General features: G+C 62.5%; 12 protein-coding genes. 8 read left to right on the forward strand and 4 right to left on the reverse strand.

The window, feature by feature from the left end; translation table 11 throughout:
• Window positions 1–2 precede the first annotated feature (2 nt).
• The 8 genes from QN377_RS11755 (at window position 3) to QN377_RS11790 (ending at window position 11,452) form a co-directional block, all read left to right on the forward strand.
• A complete protein-coding gene (locus tag QN377_RS11755; protein ID WP_235574566.1) occupies window positions 3–947 on the forward strand; it encodes a DUF58 domain-containing protein in 945 nt (314 codons plus the stop codon).
• Entirely contained in the window at window positions 944–1,438 is a 495-nt protein-coding gene (locus QN377_RS11760; protein WP_322213060.1) for a DUF4381 domain-containing protein, read from the forward strand. The genes QN377_RS11755 and QN377_RS11760 overlap by 4 nt, the downstream gene beginning before the upstream one ends.
• Entirely contained in the window at window positions 1,431–2,504 is a 1,074-nt protein-coding gene (locus QN377_RS11765; protein ID WP_237148807.1) for a vWA domain-containing protein, read from the forward strand. Before QN377_RS11760 ends, QN377_RS11765 begins: the two co-directional genes overlap by 8 nt.
• Entirely contained in the window at window positions 2,501–4,243 is a 1,743-nt protein-coding gene (locus tag QN377_RS11770) for a VWA domain-containing protein (RefSeq protein WP_322213061.1), read from the forward strand. The genes QN377_RS11765 and QN377_RS11770 overlap by 4 nt, the downstream gene beginning before the upstream one ends.
• Complete coding sequence (locus tag QN377_RS11775; protein ID WP_322213062.1) at window positions 4,240–5,874, forward strand: BatD family protein; 1,635 nt, start codon at window positions 4,240–4,242, stop codon at window positions 5,872–5,874. Before QN377_RS11770 ends, QN377_RS11775 begins: the two co-directional genes overlap by 4 nt.
• 66 nt (window positions 5,875–5,940) lie before the next feature.
• Window positions 5,941–7,185, forward strand: a complete 1,245-nt coding sequence (locus QN377_RS11780; protein ID WP_322213064.1) for an exonuclease SbcCD subunit D C-terminal domain-containing protein — start codon at window positions 5,941–5,943, stop codon at window positions 7,183–7,185.
• On the forward strand, window positions 7,182–10,823 hold the full coding sequence (locus QN377_RS11785; RefSeq protein WP_322213066.1) for an AAA family ATPase: 3,642 nt from the start codon (window positions 7,182–7,184) through the stop codon (window positions 10,821–10,823). Before QN377_RS11780 ends, QN377_RS11785 begins: the two co-directional genes overlap by 4 nt.
• Complete coding sequence (locus QN377_RS11790; protein ID WP_322213067.1) at window positions 10,820–11,452, forward strand: glutathione S-transferase; 633 nt, start codon at window positions 10,820–10,822, stop codon at window positions 11,450–11,452. The genes QN377_RS11785 and QN377_RS11790 overlap by 4 nt, the downstream gene beginning before the upstream one ends.
• A 163-nt stretch (window positions 11,453–11,615) precedes the next feature.
• On the opposite strand, the gene QN377_RS11795 is transcribed toward QN377_RS11790, so the two are convergent.
• The 4 genes from QN377_RS11795 to QN377_RS11810 all read right to left on the reverse strand — a co-directional run bounded on the left by QN377_RS11795 (window position 11,616) and on the right by QN377_RS11810 (window position 18,160).
• Entirely contained in the window at window positions 11,616–11,789 is a 174-nt protein-coding gene (locus tag QN377_RS11795) for a hypothetical protein (RefSeq protein ID WP_176464843.1), read from the reverse strand.
• A 137-nt stretch (window positions 11,790–11,926) separates the two neighbouring features.
• Entirely contained in the window at window positions 11,927–13,099 is a 1,173-nt protein-coding gene (locus tag QN377_RS11800; protein WP_237148813.1) for a lactonase family protein, read from the reverse strand.
• On the reverse strand, window positions 13,089–13,388 hold the full coding sequence (locus tag QN377_RS11805; protein WP_153380935.1) for a DUF5629 family protein: 300 nt from the start codon (window positions 13,386–13,388) through the stop codon (window positions 13,089–13,091). The genes QN377_RS11800 and QN377_RS11805 overlap by 11 nt, the downstream gene beginning before the upstream one ends.
• 71 nt (window positions 13,389–13,459) lie before the next feature.
• Window positions 13,460–18,160 carry a dermonecrotic toxin domain-containing protein gene (locus QN377_RS11810; protein ID WP_323567628.1) on the reverse strand — a complete coding sequence of 1,567 codons (4,701 nt, stop codon included), beginning with the start codon at window positions 18,158–18,160 and terminating at the stop codon, window positions 13,460–13,462.
• Between the last annotated feature and the right edge of the window lie 194 nt (window positions 18,161–18,354).

The raw sequence follows: 18,354 nt of genomic DNA on the forward strand, positions 1-18,354 counted from the left end.
CGATGAACACCCCCCTGCCCGCCGAACCCGGCATCCGCGTCACCCTTGCGCAACTGATCGAGATGCGCCACCGGGTGCGCGAGGTGCAGCTGTTCTCCTCGCCCAGCCAGCGCAGCCCGCTGGTGGGTTTGCATCATTCGAAACTGCGCGGGCGCGGGGTCGATTTCGATCAGGTGCGGGTCTATCAGGCCGGTGACGATGTGCGCACCATCGACTGGCGCGTCACCGCACGCACCCAGGAACCTCACACCAAGATGTTCCATGAGGAACGGGAGCGGCCGATCTTTATCCTCGCCGAACAAAGCCGGCGGCTGTTTTTCGGCTCGGGGCTGATGTTCAAATCGGTGCTCGCCGCCCAGGCCGCCAGCCTGATCGGCTGGGCTGCACTGGGCCATAACGATCGCGTTGGCGGGCTGGTATTTGGCGACCATGAACACTATGAAATCAAACCACGGCGCAGCAAGCAGAGCCTGTTGCAGTTGCTTAACCGCCTGGTGCGGGTCAACCAGTCGCTGCACACCGAGGTACAATCGGACCGCGACGCGCTGGGCATGGCCCTGATCCGCGCCCGTGAAGTGCTGCGCCCCGGCAGCCTGGTGATCGTGATCTGCGATGAGCGCGGCCTCACCGACGCCGCCGAGCAGCAATTGAGCCTGTTGTCACGCCACTGTGACCTGATGCTGCTGCCCCTGTCCGACCCGCTGGACCACGCCCTGCCCGCGGCCGGGCTGCTGCGCTTTGCCGAGGGCGGTGCGCAGCTGGAACTGGATACGCTCAATTATGATTTGCGTCAGGCCTACCGCGCCCAGGGCGAAGCCCGCATCGCCCGCTGGGAACTGCTGGCGCAAAAGCTGCGGGTTGTGTTGATGCCGCTCAGCACCCAAAGTGAAATGGTCGAACAACTGCGTGAATACCTCAACGCCAAACGCCCCGGCAAAGCCTCATGAAACAACTTGAGCAACTGCAACCCTTGATCACACCGCCCGAAATCGGTATCTGGCCGCCGGCACCGGGCTGGTGGCTGCTGCTGATTGTGCTGCCCGCGCTGGGTTGGGGCCTGTGGTGGCTGCGCCGCTACCTGCCGGCCAAACGCCTGCCAAGCCGCGTCGAACAACCCCTCGACCCGGTGCGCCTGGCCGCCCTAGAAGAGCTGGCACGGTTCCCCAAACCCTACGACGGCGCACCGGCCGGCGCCTGGTTGCAACAGCTCAACGGCCTGCTCAAGCGCCTGTGCCGCAACCACTACCCCTACAACCAGAGCCACACCCTCAATGGTCGCAAGTGGCTGGCGTTTCTCGACAACCGCTGCCCGGCTGCCGGTTTGACCCGCTGGATGGTGTTGGTTGAAGGCGCCTACAAACCCGAGTGCAAGCTCGACGACAAAGCCATTGCCGGGCTCAATCAAGCGGTTGAAACCTGGATTCGCAAACATGTTTGAATTTGCCTGGCCGTGGATCTTCGTCCTGCTGCCCCTGCCCTGGTTGATGCGCCTGGTGCTGCCGCCTGCCGACAGCGGCGAGGCGGCGCTGCAGGTCAGTTTCTTGAGTGACCTTGAGCAACTGACCCGACGCAAGGCCCGCGCCAACCTGCCTTCCTGGCGCCAGCAAATCCCTCATATCGTGCTCTGGTTGCTGTTGCTGACGGCGGCTGCCCGCCCGCAATGGCTGGGCGAGCCGCTGCCTATTGCTGCCAGCGGCCGTGATTTGCTGGTGGCGGTGGATGTCTCGGGGTCGATGGATTACCCCGACATGCAATGGCAGGGTGAAGACGTAACCCGCCTGGACCTGGTCAAAAACCTGCTCGGCGAGTTTCTGGAAAACCGTGAAGGCGACCGCGTTGGCCTGATCCTGTTCGGCAGCCAGGCTTACCTGCAAGCGCCGCTGACTTTTGACCGTCACACCGTGCGCACCTGGCTCGACGAAGCACGCATCGGCATCGCCGGTAAAAACACCGCCATCGGCGACGCCATCGGCCTGGCCCTCAAGCGCCTGCGCCAACGCCCGGCTCAAAGCCGGGTGCTGATCCTGATTACCGATGGCGCCAACAATGGCGGGCAGATCGACCCGCTGACCGCCGCCCGCCTGGCGGCCGAAGAAGGGGTCAAAATCTACCCCATCGGCATCGGCGCCGACCCCGACGACAGCAGCAAGGGCATGTTCACCATCAACCCCGGGGTCGACCTAGATGAACCGGCGCTCGAAGAGATCGCCAAAGTCACCGGTGGCCGCTACTTCCGCGCCCGCAACGGCGGTGAACTGGCGGCCATCAAGGACACCCTCGACCAGTTGGAGCCCGTGGCCCAGCAACCGACCCAGGCGCGCCCGGCCCAGGCACTCTACAACTGGCCGCTGGCCGTGGCCCTGTTGCTCAGCGTGCTGCTGGTGATCCGCGAACTGTGGCCCAACAACCCGCTGCAACGCTGGCTGAGCAAGAAGCATTTTCTGCAGCAACATCCTGACTGGCGGGCGCGCCTCACGCGCCTGCGTTTGCGGAGGCGCCGATGAGCACGCTCTGGCCGCACTGGTTGCGCCCCGAATGGCTGCTGATCCTGCCGCTGCTCGGCTGGTTGCTCTGGCAGCGCTGGCACCGGGAAAAACGCGCCGGGCGCTGGCAGAAAATCCTGCCGCCCGCTTTTCATCGGGTGCTGCTCAGCGGCGGCACCGGCCGCAGCAGCAAATTGCCGTGGATCGCCCTGGGGCTCGGCTGGCTGCTGGCCCTGCTGGCCCTGCTCGGGCCCAGCTGGCAGCGCGTCGAGCAGCCCTCGCAAAAACCCGAAGACCCGCTGGTAGTGATGCTCGAACTGACCCCCGAAATGCTCGCCACCGACAGTTCGCCCAACCGCCTGGAGCAGGCGCGGCGCAAGATCTACGACCTGCTGCAAAACCGTAACGACGCGCAAACCGCCGTGATCGTTTACGCGGGCAGTGCCCATACCCTGGTGCCGCTGTCCGATGACATGGCCACCAGCCGCAACCTGCTCGAAGCCCTCAAGCCGTCGATCATGCCGCAGCCGGGGCATCGCGCCGACCTGGCGATTGGCAAAGCCCTTGAACTGCTGGATCAGAGCGCTCTGGGCCAGGGCCGTCTGCTGCTGATCACCTCATCGCTCAGCGAACCGGAGCGCAACGGCATCCGCCAGGCCTTGAGCGGCCATACACCGCCACTGCTGATACTGGGCATTGGCAGTCGCGAGGGCGCGCCCGTGGTGGATGAAAGCGGGCAGTTTCTCAAGGACGATCAGGGCGCCATTCTCTTGCCGCGTCTCGATAGCCCGAGCCTGCGCGCCTTTGCCCTCGATGTGGGCGGCCGCTATCGCCAGGCGCGTCTGGATGACAACGACCTGCGCGGCCTGGGCCTGCTCGACGGCCCGCGCAACCTGCGCAATGACGGCCAGACCCTGCAACTGGATACCTGGGCCGACCAGGGTTATTGGCTGTTGCTGCCCCTTCTGCTGCTGGTGGCCTGCGCAGGCCGGCGCGGCTGGCTGTTCTGCCTGCCCCTGCTGTTTATGCTGCAACCGCAGCCGGCGCAGGCCATGAGCTTTACCGACCTGTGGCTGCGCCCCGACCAACAGGGCCTGCGCCTGTTGCAGCAAAACAAGCCGCTGCTGGCCGTGGAGCACTTCAGCGACCCGCTCTGGCAGGGCGTGGCCCTGTACCGGGCTGGCGACTATGCTGGCGCCGCCCGACGTTTTGCCGAAGTCAACAGCGCAAGCGCGCACTATAATCGCGGCAATGCCCTGGCCATGAACGGTGAGCTGGAAGCGGCCATCGATGCCTGGGAACAGGCGCTGGAACTGCAACCCGAGCTGGAGGCCGCCGCGCAGAACAAAGCCCTGGTCGAGCAACTGCTTGAGCAGCAGCGCGCTGCAGCCGCCGCCGAAGCCGAAACCGAACAGCCCCCCGAGCCGCCTGCGCCAGCCGAGTCTGAAACCCCGCTGAGCAGCAGCGCCCAGGGTGCCTCCAGCAGCACACTGCACAATGAAGACAACAGCTCGGCCACCAACCCCAGCACCGAGCCGGCGCCCCACGAGCAGCTCGACCCCGACGCTGCCCCGCGCGCCGACGGCGAACCTGGCGACGAACCCACCACCCGTGCGCCCGCGCCGACCGCCAACCAGACCGCAGAAGAACAGCGCCAGGCCCTTGAACAATGGCTCAGACAGATCCCCGACAACCCCGGCGAATTGTTGCGCCGCAAATTCTGGTACGAACAGCAGCTCCATCAGGACTCGCCCAAATGAACCGCCTCTGCGTTTTGCTTCTTCTGCTGTGTTGCTGGACCTTGCCGGCATACGCCCTGGGCCTGGTCGCCAGCGTTGACCGCGACCAGCTCAACTCCGGTGAAACCGTCGAACTGACCCTGGAATCCGACGACGTTACCCAGTTCGGCAAGCCCGACCTGACCCCGCTGGACGGCCTGTTCGAAGTACGGGGTACCCGCCAGGTCAACCAGCTCAACAGCCTCAGCGACGACAACAAGGGCACCACCCGCTGGATGATCACCCTGCAACCCAAGCAGACCGGCACGGTGATCATCCCGGCGCTGCAAGTCGGTGACTACCACAGCCAGCCGATCACCCTCACCGTCACCCAGAGCGCGGCCAGCGAAAACCAGCTGGCCCCGGTGTTTATCGAAGCCAGCCTCGACCAGCCCGGCGTCTATGTACAGGCCCAGGCACTGCTGACCGTGCGCATTTACCATTCGGTGGCGCTGTACGATGACAGCAGCCTGACCGCCCTGCACCTGGACGACGCCATCGTCGAGCAGCTGGGCGAGTCGCGCACCTATGAAAAAATGATCAACGGCGTACGCCACGGTGTGATCGAGCGCCGCTACGGCATCTATCCGCAGCGCAGCGGCGAGCTGATCATCCCGGCGCAAACCTTCAGCGCCACCCAGGTCGACAGCCAGCAAGCCACAGCCCCTGCCCCGCTGGGGCCAAAGCCCGGCAAAATGGTGCACGTGACCTCGGCCGAAATCCCGCTGAACGTGCTGCCCAAGCCCGACATCTGGCCGGCCAATGCCCCCTGGTTACCCGCGCGCAGCCTGAGCATGAGTGAAACCTGGAACCCCGAGCCTGACCATGCGCTGGTCGGTGACTCGCTGACCCGAACCCTCACGCTCAAGGCCGAAGGCCTGTCCAGCGCCCAACTGCCGCCCCTGCCCGCCACCGACGTCAACGGCCTGCGGCGCTACCCCGACCTGGCGCAACTGAGCAACCAGATCACCGAAAACGGCCTGATCGGCAGCCGCGAAGAGCGCGAAGCACTGGTCCCGACCCGAGTTGGCCAGATTGAATTGCCCGCCGTCGAAGTGGTGTGGTGGAACACCCATGAAGATCATCTGGAGCGCACGTACCTGCCCGCCCGTACCCTGCTCGCAGCTGCCAACCCCAATCTGGCTGTGGACACACCGGTCAGTGGCACCACAACGGCGCAGAACGAAGCGCCCTCACTCTGGATCTGGCAGCTCAGCACCCTGTTTCTGGCACTCACCACCCTGGCCAGTCTGGGCCTGTGGTGGCGTGCCCGCTGGCAACCGGCAATCCTGCGCGCTGCGCAAACCGGACCAAGCCCGCGCACCCTGCTGGACGACCTGAAGCGCGCCTGTCTGGCCAACGACCCCCAGGCCACCCGCCAGGCCCTGGATGCCTGGGCCCGGCAGCAACCCGAAACCCTGGCCGACATGGCCGCACGCTTTGTGTTGCTGTCCGACGCCCTCGACGGCCTCAATGGTACGCTCTACAGCGAAACCGGCCAGCACTGGCAAGGCGAGGAACTGTGGAAGGCCATCCGCAGCATTCCTGCCGCCGAGCGCGAGCAGCAAGACAGCGCCGAGCCGAGCAGCCTGCCACCGCTGTACCCCAAATAATTTAAGGGCAACCCGTGTACCGCCTGAGCGAGCGGGTTGCCTGCCCCTTTGAAAACGGATTCTGTTATGCGCCTGTTTCACACCTCCGACTGGCACCTGGGGCAAAACCTCCACGGCCAGGACCGCGACTTCGAACATGCCTGTTTTCTATCCTGGCTTCTGGCCCGGCTGGCGGAGCACACACCCGACGTACTGCTGATAGCCGGGGACATCTTCGACACCGTCAACCCGCCGGTCAAAGCCCAGGAACGGCTTTACGACTTTATCGTCAGTGCCCACGAGCAACAGCCCAGGCTGACCATTGTGATGATTGCCGGCAACCACGACTCCGGCTCGCGCATCGAACTGCCGGCCCCCTTGATGCGCCGCTTGCGCACCCATGCCCTGGGCCGGGTGCTGTGGCTCGACGATGGCCAGCTCGACGCCGAGCGCCTGCTGATCCCCTTGCCCGATGCCAAGGGCAAGACAGTAGCCTGGTGCCTGGCGCTGCCCTTTTTGCGCCCCGCCGAAGTCACCGGCGCGCACCTGGGGGACGACTACCTGCGCGGTATCGGCCAGGTCCATGAATGGCTGATCAAGGCCGCCAATGCCAAGCGCAAGAAGGGCCAGGCGCTGATTGCCATCAGCCACGCGCACATGGCCGGCGGGTCGGTCTCCGAAGACTCCGAGCGCAGCCTGATCATCGGCAATGCCGAAGCCCTGCCCGCCAGCCTGTTCGGCCCCGATATCAGCTATGTGGCCCTGGGCCATTTGCACAAACCGCAGCGGGTCAACAGCGAAGATCGCATCCGTTACTGCGGCTCGCCGATCCCCCTGTCCTTCTCGGAAATCGGCTACCAGCACCAGATTCTCGACGTCACCCTCAAAGGCGAAACCCTGGTCAGCGTTGAGCCGTTGCTGATCCCCCGGGCGGTCAACCTGCAACGGATCGGCCCGCTGCCGCTGGCTGACATCCTCGCCCAGCTTGCGGACCTGGCGGATATCGACCTGCTCGCCGATACCCAGCGCCAGCCCTGGCTGGAAGTACGGGTCACACTCGACGAACCGCAGCCCGATTTGCGCCAGCAGATCGAAACGGCGCTGCAGGGCAAGGCCGTGCGCCTGGTGCGCATCGCCGCCGAATATGCCGGCAGCGGCAGCCGCCACGGCGATGACGACGCCACGCGGCTGATCGAACTCGACCAGCTCACCCCCCTGGAACTGTTTAGCCGTGCCTGGCAGGAAAGCTACGGCAGCGAAGCCGACGAACAGACCCTCAAGGACTTTGCCGTATTGCTGCAGGAAGTTCAGCTGGAAGGTGAACAACCATGAAAATTCTCGCCATTCGCCTGAAAAACCTCGCCTCCCTGGCCGGCCCCTTTGAGCTGGACTTTACCGCCGAGCCCTTGGCCAGCGCCGGGCTTTTCGCCATTACCGGGCCCACCGGCGCCGGCAAAAGCACCCTGCTCGACGCCCTGTGCCTGGCCCTGTTTGGCGCCGTGCCACGGCTGAACAACACCGGCCGCGATGCCAAGGTGCCGGATGCCGACGGTGAAATCGCCACCGGCGACCCGCGCACCCTGCTGCGCCGCGGCACCGGCGAAGGCTATGCCGAAGTGGACTTTGTCGGCATCGACGGGCGCCGCTACCGCGCCCGCTGGGAGGCCAACCGCGCCCGCGAGAAGGCCACCGGCAAGCTGCAGGCCAGCCGCCAGAGCCTGCGCGACCTGGACAGCGACCAACTGCTGGCCAGCCAGAAAGGCGATTACAAAGTCCAGCTCGAAGCGCGCCTGGGCTTGAACTTCGAACAATTCACCCGTGCGGTGATGCTGGCCCAGAGCGAGTTCAGCGCCTTTCTCAAGGCCGATGACAACGAACGCAGCGAACTGCTGGAAAAGCTCACCGACACTGCCCTTTACACGCGCCTGGGCAAACGTGCATTCGACAAGGCCAAAGAGGCCAGAGAGGCGCACAAACTCCTGCTGGATCAGGCCGTCGGCGTCACCCCGCTGGAACCCGAGGCCCGCGCCGAACTGGATCAGCGCTTCGAGCAAGCCCAGCAGCAGTTGAAGAATCAGCAAGGCCAGCTCAAGCAACTTGAGCAGCAGCACAGCTGGCTCAAAACCCTGAGCGAGCTGCAAGAACAGCGACAGAGTGCAGCCGACCAGTTGCACCAGGCCCAAGCCCTGTGGGACAGCCAGGCCGAACAGCGCCAGACCTTGCACTTGCTGGAACACCTGGCGCCGCAACGCCATCAGTTTGCCCGGCTGGCCGAACTGGCTGAGCAACTGAGCCCGCTGGCCGAGCAAATCAGCGCCCATCTGCAGCAACAGACCGAGCTGAGCCAACGCCAGGCCCGCCTGCAAGCCGACCTGGAAAACGCCAAACAGGCGGCCTCCCTGGCGCAGGAACAGCAACGGGAGGCCGCGCCGCGTGTGCAGCAAGCCCATCTGGAGCAGGCCAACCTTGACCGTCTGACCCTGACCCTGAGCACCCAGCAAAGCCTCCAGCAACAGGCCGAGCAGGCCTGCAACGCCGGACAGCAGGCGCTTGATGCCCTGCTTGAGCGTCAGCAACAAGGCACCGAGCGCCTGGCACAGATTGCCACCCAGCTGGAAAGCAGCAGTGAACTGGCGCCCCTGGCCACTGCCTGGGACGCCTACCGTCCGCGCCTGCAAAAACTGGTTCTGCTGAGCAACAGCCTGACCAAAGGCCGCGAAGAACTGCCCGGGCTGGAGCTGCGCGCCCAAGAGGCAGCGCAGCAACTGAACGAACTGCGCAACAGCCTGGAAATCCTGTTTCAGGAAGCTGCGGCCGAGCCCCATGCGGTCAACGAACAGATCCACACCCTGGGCAGCCTGCTCAAGGACAACCGCCAGCAACAGCGCGCCTTTGAAGAGCTGCAACGCCTGAGCAACAGCCAGCAGACCCTCGATAGCCGCTTGCAGGCTCTACAGGCCAAACTGCAAACACTGCAAACCGAACGCGAAACCCTGATCGAGCAAGGCAACCAGACCAAAGCCCGTTTCGCGGCCGCCGAGCAGGCACTGGACGTGACCCGCAAACTGCTGGAACGCCAGCGCCTTGCGCGCAGTGCCAGTGTCGAAGAGTTGCGCGAACAACTGCAGGATGATCAGCCCTGCCCCGTATGCGGCAGCCACGAGCACCCGTATCACCAGCCCGAAACCTTGCTGCAAAGCCTGTCGCGCCAGGATGAGCTGGAAGAGCGCAACGCCCGCAAAGCGGTCGATGACCTCAAGCAGACACTGGATCAATTGCGCGATCAATTCAGCGCACTGAAAGCGCAGATCCAGGAGCTGCGTTTGCAGCACCAGCAGATCATTGAAGAACTGCAGGCGCTCGCACCGAGCCTTGAGGCCCACCCGCTCCATGAGCAGTGGCTAGCCCAGGAGCCGGGCAAGCGCGGGCACTGGCTGAGCCTGCGCCTCGATCAACTGCAACACAGCATTACCCAGGACGAACAACGCCAGAACGTACTGCTGGCGTTGCAAAAAGAGGCGGCGCATTTACAGCAACAAGTGCAGCGCTGCACCCAGGCCAGCCAGCTCGCCACACAGCAACTGGCCGAGCAGCAATTGCATCTGAATGCCGACAGCCAGCGCCTTGAAGAAGAGCTGAACGAATTTGCCAACCTGCTGAGTCCGGCCAGCCTGGATGCGTTGCGCGAAAATCCGTCCACCGGCTTTATGACCCTGGACCGGCAAGTGGCGGATCGGCTGGCTCAAATCGATCAACAGCGCGACGAACAGGCCGAGCAAGCGGAGCGCGCCAGCAGCATTGAACGCGAACACTACCTGCAGGCCAATCGCCGCAAGGCACTGGACGATCTGCAACGCAGCGTCAATGACCTGGGTGTCCAGCAACAGGCCAGCCAGCACAGCCTCAAGGCATTGCTCGGCGACCACCCCAGCGCCGGGCAGTGGCAACAGGCGCTGGAGCAAGCGGTTGAACAGGCCCGCACTGCCCAGACCCAGGCCGAGCAGGCCCTGCAAGCCACCGCCAACCAGTTGCTGCAACTGGCGGCCGAGCTCAAGGCCGGGCAAGAGCGCCAGCAAGCCCTGCAACAGGAACATGCCCAACTCGGCACCCTGCTGGGGCAATGGCGCGCCCAACACCCAGAACTTGACGATAGTCGCCTGCAGCAATTGTTGGCCTACGACGACAGTCAGGTGCGCGAACTGCGCCAGCAACTGCAACACAGCGAAAAAGCCGTCGAGCAAACCCGCGTCTTGCTGCAAGAACGCGAGCAGCGCCTGGCCCAGCATCAGGCGCAAGCCAACGGCAACCTTGACGCCGAAGCGCTCAACAACGCCCTTGTGGAACTGCACGCGCAGTTGAACGCCAGTGAACAGCAATGTGCCGAACTGCGCGCCCGCCAAAGCGAAGACCAACGCCGCCAGCAGGCCAACCAGGCACTGGCGCAACGCATCGCCCAGGCCTATGACCAATGGCAACGCTGGGCGCGGCTCAGTGAACTGATCGGTTCGGGCAGCGGCGATAAATTCCGTAAAATCGCCCAGGCCTACAACCTCGACCTGCTGGTGCACCATGCCAACGCACAGCTGCGCCAGTTGGTACGCCGCTACCGCCTCAAACGTGGCGGCAGCATGCTGGGCCTGCTGGTGATGGACACCGAGATGGGCGATGAATTGCGCTCGGTGCATTCACTGTCGGGGGGTGAAACCTTTCTGGTATCACTGGCCCTGGCCCTGGGTCTGGCGTCGATGGCCTCCAGCACCCTGAAAATCGAATCGCTGTTTATCGACGAAGGCTTTGGCAGCCTCGACCCTGAATCGCTGCAACTGGCCATGGACGCCCTGGACGGCCTGCAGGCCCAAGGGCGCAAGGTGGGGGTGATTTCCCATGTGCAGGAAATGCATGAACGTATTCCGGTACAGATTGAGGTGCGCCGCCAGGGTAATGGCCTGAGCACCGTGGAGGTGAAATGAGCCGCCACGTACTGTATTCGTTCCGCCGCTGCCCCTATGCCATGCGTGCGCGCATGGCCCTGGGCTACAGCGGAGTGCCGTTGTCGATTGTCGAAGTCAGCCTCAAGGCCAAGCCGGCCGAAATGCTCGCGGCCTCACCCAAGGGCACGGTGCCAGTGCTGGTCTGTGCCGATGGCCGGGTGATCGAGCAAAGCCTGGAGATTATGCAGTGGGCGCTGGCACAACATGACCCGGACCACTGGTTGCAAGCGGATCACATGGGGCTGATCGAAGCGAATGACAGCGTCTTCAAGGTGCTGCTGGATCGCTACAAATACGCCATTCGCTATCCGGAGCAGCCGATGGAGCATTACCGGGCCCGGGGGGTCGAGTATTTGCAAGGGCTTGAGCAGCGGCTTGAACGCCATCCCTTCCTTGCTGGCGAGGCGCTGAGTCTGGCCGATGTGGCCCTGGCGCCCTTTGTGCGGCAGTTTGCCCATGTCGATCGAGAATGGTTTGCGCAAGCGCCCTTGCCGCACTTGAATGCCTGGCTGGAGCGGTTTTTGGCATCGGAGTTGTTTGCTTCGGTGATGGCCAAAAGCCCCTCACCCCAACCCTCTCCCATAAGGCTTAAGCAGCCTGGCCCATAACCTGTAGCCGCTGCCGAGGCACGAGGCTGCGATCGAGGACGCAGTCCTCGTCAATCCAGTTACTGGGTTGTTTCTGAAACAACCCATTGACAGAATCTACGACGGCTTCGCCCTCGATCGCAGCCTCGTGCCTCGGCAGCGGCTACAAACCTTTTGCGATCACTCAACCCCGGGTTTTATGATCCAGGGCCGCATAGAAATTGGCGCTTTGTTGCAGGTATTTCTGGGTGTAAGCCGTGGATTTTTTGTCACTGAGCACCGTCGCTGCACTGGCAGGCAGGGCCACGGTGGCAGAGATGGCGGAAGCCGCAATAACAGAGAAAAGATTGAAGTTCATGGCACCCTCGACGATTCAGTTGGCTTGCTTGCCTTTTCAGGCCGTGAAACCAACTTAACGCCAAGGGCCCTGGTGCAGAAATTCATTGCAGCACTAGCGTCTATCAGTGCGATTGATACAAGGCTGCACGCCCAGGATTACGGGCGGTTGATAAACTTCACATCAGACGGCGCATCCATCGCCAGGGTTTGTACGGTCTTGCCCAGCTTGCCGGTCGCAGGGTCGCGCTCCAGCACCACAATGGCATTGCTCATCTGGTTGGCAATCAGCAAAAACTTGCCGTTGGGGCTCAGGGCAAACTCCCGCGGGTGATCGCCATCCACCGAGCGGCGCTGGATTTCAGTCAGCTCGCCATTCTCCGGATTGATCGCAAACACCAGGATTTCATTGGCCTTGCCACGGTTGCTGACGTACAGGAACTTGCCGTCCTGTGACGCATGCAAGGCACCGGCCGCACGGTTCTGCGCCGGCTTGCCCTTGGCCAGCTCCAGCGCCTGGCGCTGCTTGAGGCGACCATTGTCATAGTCGAACACAAACACCTGAGCGCTCATTTCAGTGGTCAGGTAAGCGTGCTTGCCATCCCTGGAAAACAACAGGTGACGTGGACCGCTGCCTGCCGGCAATTCAACAAATGCCGGGTCGGCCACCACCAGCGGATGCTCCGGGTTGGCGGCCGGGTCGTAGCGGTAGACAAACACCTTGTCCGCGCCCAGATCACTGGCGTAGACAAACTTGCCGTCAGGCGATGACACCACCGAATGCACATGGGCCGACATCTGCCGCTCAGGGTTGACCAGGCTGGCCGGGTGGCTGCTCATCTGCGTCACGGGCTGCAACTGACCTTCGGCATTGATTGGCAACACCGCCAGGCTGCCCCCAGGGTCAGCATGAACGCCGTAGTTGGCGACAAACAGATAACGCTCGTCTGCGCTCAGGCTGGAGTGGGTCGGCTCTTCACCCAGGGTCTTGACCTGGTTGATCAGGGTCAGCGCGTTGGTTTTCGGGTCAATCGCCACGCTACTGGCGCGCCCGACAACATCGGCCTGGCCCTGGCCGTTTTCATTGACCACAAACAGACGGGTCTGGTCTTTGGACAGGGTCAGCCACGACGGGTTGGCAGCCTTGAACACTTGCAGCGGCTCAGGGGTGATACGCCCCTTGCTACTGTCAAACTGCAGGCGGTAGATGCCCTGGCTTTTGCCCTGGGTATAGGAACCCACCAACAGCTCGACTTCATCGCGAGTCTCGGCCTGGGCCGACATCGCCCCCACGCTCAGCGCCATCAGCATGGGCAGGGTTTTAAACTTCATCTGCGACCTCGGCTTCATCGTCGTCGTTGTTTGCGCTCAGGGCGCTGAGGCAAACCAGGCGATGCTCGCCCGAGTCACCGGTGAGGGTCCAGCTTTGCAAACCCTGGTCAAATACCGCCGCGTCGATCTGCGCCGCGGTGAAGTGCCAGCGTTTTTCCGCGCGCCCGTCCATGCACTTGATGAGCAACTGCACATCGTCCAGAGAAAAATCCCAGGCATGCAGCCCGTCAATCACCAGCATATCGCTGGTTTCAAGGGCTGTGCGCAAGGTCTGGTTTGAATCGCTCATTGATCAATCACCTGTTGGAAAGGCGTAATGATAGGTCAATTGCGCCTGGAACCCACGTACCCGATGCGTTATCAGGGCTGTTTGGGCAAAAAGTGCTCCTTGAACAACTCCTCGGTGATTTTTCCGTAATACACCTCGGGCACTTTCTGACCGGGCCCGGCCTTGGCCTCCAGGCTTTTTTTGCTGTCCATGCGCTGCTCGGGCAGCTTGAAGTGGGCCGCTCTGGGGTGGTTGTCACCGCCAATCGCCTGGGCATAGTGCACATGCGCGTACCAGAGCACCTGGCCGGCACGATCCTGCACTTCATACTCCTGCACGAAGTCCTGCCGCTCACCGGTCATGGCGATACGCTGATTGATTTTCACCAGCTGCACCTCCCCCAGATCCAGCAAAAAACCCACATTGCGCGAGCTCGGCGGCAATGACCGCAAGATCTTCAGCCCCTCGCTGCGTAACAGGGTTGCTGCGCTTTCAAGACGGGCAATCAAGGCCTCGGGCGTGCCGGGCACGGGTGCGCCCACTGGCAGCAGGTCAGGATGCAAGGCCTTGATTTCAGCCACCAGCCGATCCAGGTTATGGGCAAAACGATCCAGAGTGCCATAGAGCTCTGGCGCAAACTGTGTGCGCTTGACGCGGCTTTTTACTCGATGGATTTCACCACTGACCTGCTTTAACAGGGTGGCCGCCTGGGCCCTGACCGTCCCGTAGGGTCGTACCAGCGCCACCTGGGGGGTCTGCAGCTCGACCCATTGACCCGCAGCCATCTGTTTATAGGCGGTCAGAACATTCGTCGATATCCCGCCCGGTGGCTGCGCCGCAGGCCGTTCACCGATATCGACAATCTCGGGCTCGCCCTGGGCATGGCTGGCCCTGACGGTGCCGATCAGCAGCCCCTTGTTGCGCGTGCGCACAATTTTGCGCCTGGCCTGAGGCACACGGGAAGGCCCAGGCTGCGCCGGGAGCCATTCTTGCAGGGCCCTGGCCTGCTCCAGCTGCATGGCCTCGGCCCGGGAGTCCAGCGCCTTGATAACTGTTTTAACATTATCCACATGGCGTTGATCCAGTTGTATACCGGGTCGCGCCAGGAAAAGGCTCAACGCCTCTTCAGCCGCGGCATAGTGCTCGCGCACATCATTGAGGATTTCAAGGCGTTCGCTGTGGCTGAACAAGGTTTCGTCTTCAAGTTCGGACTGGTTTTTAGCCTTGAAATACAGCGGCCCGACAATCTCATCCACTGCGCGCCGGTCTTCCCCCGCCGGCTCCAGCGGTACAAGATCGCGCAGCACCACCAGCTGATGGGATCTGCACAGCACATCGGAGCGGTAACGGGTTACGGTCTGCCCCTCAATCTCAACCTCATAGCGGATATGACGTCTTCGCGCGTCCAGCGCCTCCCTGAAACCCGACTTGGGCACCCCGCGCAGCTTCTCCAGATAAGCCTGCATGGCCTGGAAGTCTTTAACGGCGCCCTCCAGCTGTTGGAAAATCTTCAGGCAATCCGCCCGATACCCCACCGTTTTGAACAGCGCGGCATCCACCACCTGCGTCTCGTCCCGGAACACCTCCGGGTGCATCTCTTGCAAAGAGCGGCAGATAGTCACCCTTGAATCAAACAGATGCGCCGTCAGAAGGATCATGTTCTTGTAACTCTGCGACAGAATGACATGGTCATTGTCTTCCGCCAGCAGTGCATGTTTTTGCAGCAGCTGATCCAGTACGGCAACATACTGCGGTTGCTGTTGCTCAATCACCCTGATGCAGCGCTCCAGCGCCTGGATGCACGCTGCCGGCGGGGCACCCTGGGCATCGAGTTGCTCATAGGCCCGGGTAGCTTCATCCATTTCGGCTTGCAGGGCCGGTACTCGCTCGTTGTACTGGGCCATTTTTGTGCGCAACTCATTGATGCGCTTGATACGGGCCCCTCCTCTGGGCAAAGGCTCGGGTACATCGCCTCCTCCGCGCAGCCCCGCCATCCGGGAGAATCGCCAGACCCCTGCGTCATCACCGGTGATGCGCGGGCCTTTATCCGAGGGATCACGGGGATTGACCAGAAACACCCCATCAGAATCAATCCCGACTTGATAGGGAAAGTCCTCAACAAGGGCATGCCATTTGCCGTCCAGTGCGTACAAGCCCTTATAGACCCCCTCCCTTACATAGCTATTTTGCGTGTCGGACCATTGACCGCGATTTCGGTCAAGCCACTCCAGGTGCGAAGGTTTGAAATGCTCCCAACGGTCACTGAACCAGGCAAAATCCAGTTGGGTTTTATAATTGCCCACGGGCACCGTCGGCAGGAAAGTCACCCCCTCCCTGATTTCGCCAGCATTCACCGGCCCGGTGTCAGGGGCAATGCGTCGTTGCGTAAACTCGGCGGGCAGCAGCACATCATCGGGTCGGGCCACTCTGCCCGTCAGCTGCACCTGCTCAGGCCGCAGATACAACAGGGCCAGCCCGATATTGAACAGCAGATCAATCAGCGCCGGCGCCCTGGAGGTCGAGTCCGGGTTGCGCAGGCTTTGCAGATCACTTTGCAACGCCAGCACGGTCATCACCACCGCGTTAAGCGCATGCAGCGCCCACGGCAATTTGAGCATGGGCACCAGGGTATTGAACAACAGCCATCCCCCCTGGATCAGTGATGCCCAGCGCCGTTTGCTGTTGGAGACGGTTTGCCGGTCGGCCAGCTCGCTCAGGGCCAGGGCCATCTCGGTATACAAGGTATGCCCAAAGTCGTCCTTGAGGGCAAAGTCGCTTATCAGGGCCGGACGGGATGAAGGGGGCACGGGAAATTCATCAAACACCCATGACGGTGCCTGGTGGACCCGTTGAAAGCCACCGTTCTCATAAATACGCCGGGCACCGCCGGGCAGCCAGTCAAGCACACTCTGCTGCAGCGGGCCCGACGCCACAATGGCGGCCCCGAGTGCGGCCCAGGACGGATACTCCACCAGCGCGTCTTCATACAAGGGCCGGTAGAGCACATGGGGCCCCGCCGATACCTGTTGCGGGCCGATCACAAACATATTGCGCACCACATCCGGCCGCGCCGTGGGCGCCGTCATAAAAGCCAGCGGTCGGATCACCACCACCTGCCCCGGCATCCTGCGCAACGCAGGGTCGAGCATCATCAAGCCCTTTACGCAGTGATAACCGCGCTCGGTGAAGTTGCCGCGCTTGCGGATTTTGCATTCCAGGGCCAGCAAGGGTAAGTGCACCCGCAGCTCATCGATAAACAAGCGTTCCCGCTCCCGGGCATGCTCGGGGTTATCCAGCAGGCAGCGCCTGATCCATTGCGGGTAGGTCTGGCCAATATCGACTGACTGGATCAGCCGCCGCACGTAGTCCGGGGTCATCCACCAGTCCTGGATCAACTGGCCCCTGGCATGGGTGATGCGCTGGGGGCGGCTCATTGCGCCCCTGAGATTTTGCACGGCCAGTTCGGTCAGGGTCAGGGTGTAAGGGTTGAGGGTGCCAGCAGTGCCCTCTCCTCCCGGCCCCACCGGGTTGATAAATGTCAGCAGCAGCTCGTCAGGGTTATAACCCGGTGCCTGTGGCTGGTCCCGGTCCATCTGCCGACGCAAGGCATTGGCCGTATAATCGTGCAGGCTGGGGATATCGTCGTTAAAACGACGGCCATTGGCCTGCTGATTGGCACTGGCCAGGGCCGTCAGATGGCTGCGATAAGCGAAACGATCCGCTATAGATGCCTGCCGCAGCCACTCGGGCAGTCCGGCGTGGAGGCTGGACAAATCCCGCGGATCGAGCTGTTCTGTGGCGCTGAATACGGCCGCGGTATCGGTAATATCCAGCACCTGAATCTCCAGGGCCTCTGCACTCATCGGCGGCTCGGGCGCCATGATTGCATCCAGATGACGCTCAAGCAGGCACAGGGCCTGAGCCTGCACCAGGTTGCCTTCAGGCTCATAAAGTACGCGGGTGACAGAGTCCAGTTCAAAGCGCGCGGCCATATCGCTGCCCCAGCTTTGGGTAAAGCGGCTGATGGACGCATAAGCCTGAATGCTGCCGTCCACCTTGCAGTGGAAAACGCCATTTTCCCCACTCAGCGGATGCACAATCAGCACATCCGGGGTCAGCACCTCCCAGGACTTGCCCCCGGCCACAATCTTCGCGGCCACACTGTAGGTCCGGGTCGTGCTGTCAAGGCCAGGCAAAGCGTGCCGATCGAGGCGGTCGGGGTAACGGAACACCGCGCGCAGTACCCCGCGCTGCCGGGCACTCAGGTTTAGCTTGGTCTCGGCAGTGGCCAGCAACTGCTCCTGGATGATCCGCGACAACCAGATCAGACGGCTCGGCCCGGCCTCGGCGGGTTGATTCCAGTACCCCAGCAGCGCTTTTTGCAGCGCCACACGCCAGCCCTGCACCACAGTGCGCATCAGTGGCACGACCCGGCTTATGGGCTGGATCTGGCTCAGTTGAGAATGGGCGGTTCTCACGCCAATAAAACACTCGTCGTCCGAATAGTAGTCGTAGTTCAGCGGTTGCTGGCTGGCGATATGTTCTAGCAGCACATTACTCAGCAGCCGATAGCCGGGCTGCTCAAGGGCAGTACCGTCCGGGGCCACCGTTTGCACCAGCCAGGTGTGAAAGATATCGAAGACCTGGGGCGCAAACGCCGCATTCAGTTGCTCAAGTAACAACTGGCGCACCACAACCCGCAGATTGGGGCGCAAGGCAAACTGACTGGCCACGACCTCCTGGACCAACCGGGCGTCGATAATGGGGGGAAAAGGTAAAGCGGCTGTATTCACGTGGGTATCCTTCACTGTTGGCTCAAGGCAACAGTTAAAGGAATCGGTGGGGGTAGCGTGGGGTAGCGGGTTAGTGCAGGGTCGTTGAAAACCGCAATTGAAATTCGCAACCATCCACAACCTGTAGCCGCTGAGGAGCGGAGCGAGGCTGCGATCGGCGGCGGCGCCGTCGTGAAATCAGGCACTGCGGCGTG

Origin of the sequence: Pseudomonas sp. CCC4.1 (assembly GCF_035019225.1) — a bacterium.
Classification (GTDB): domain Bacteria; phylum Pseudomonadota; class Gammaproteobacteria; order Pseudomonadales; family Pseudomonadaceae; genus Aquipseudomonas; species Aquipseudomonas bubulae.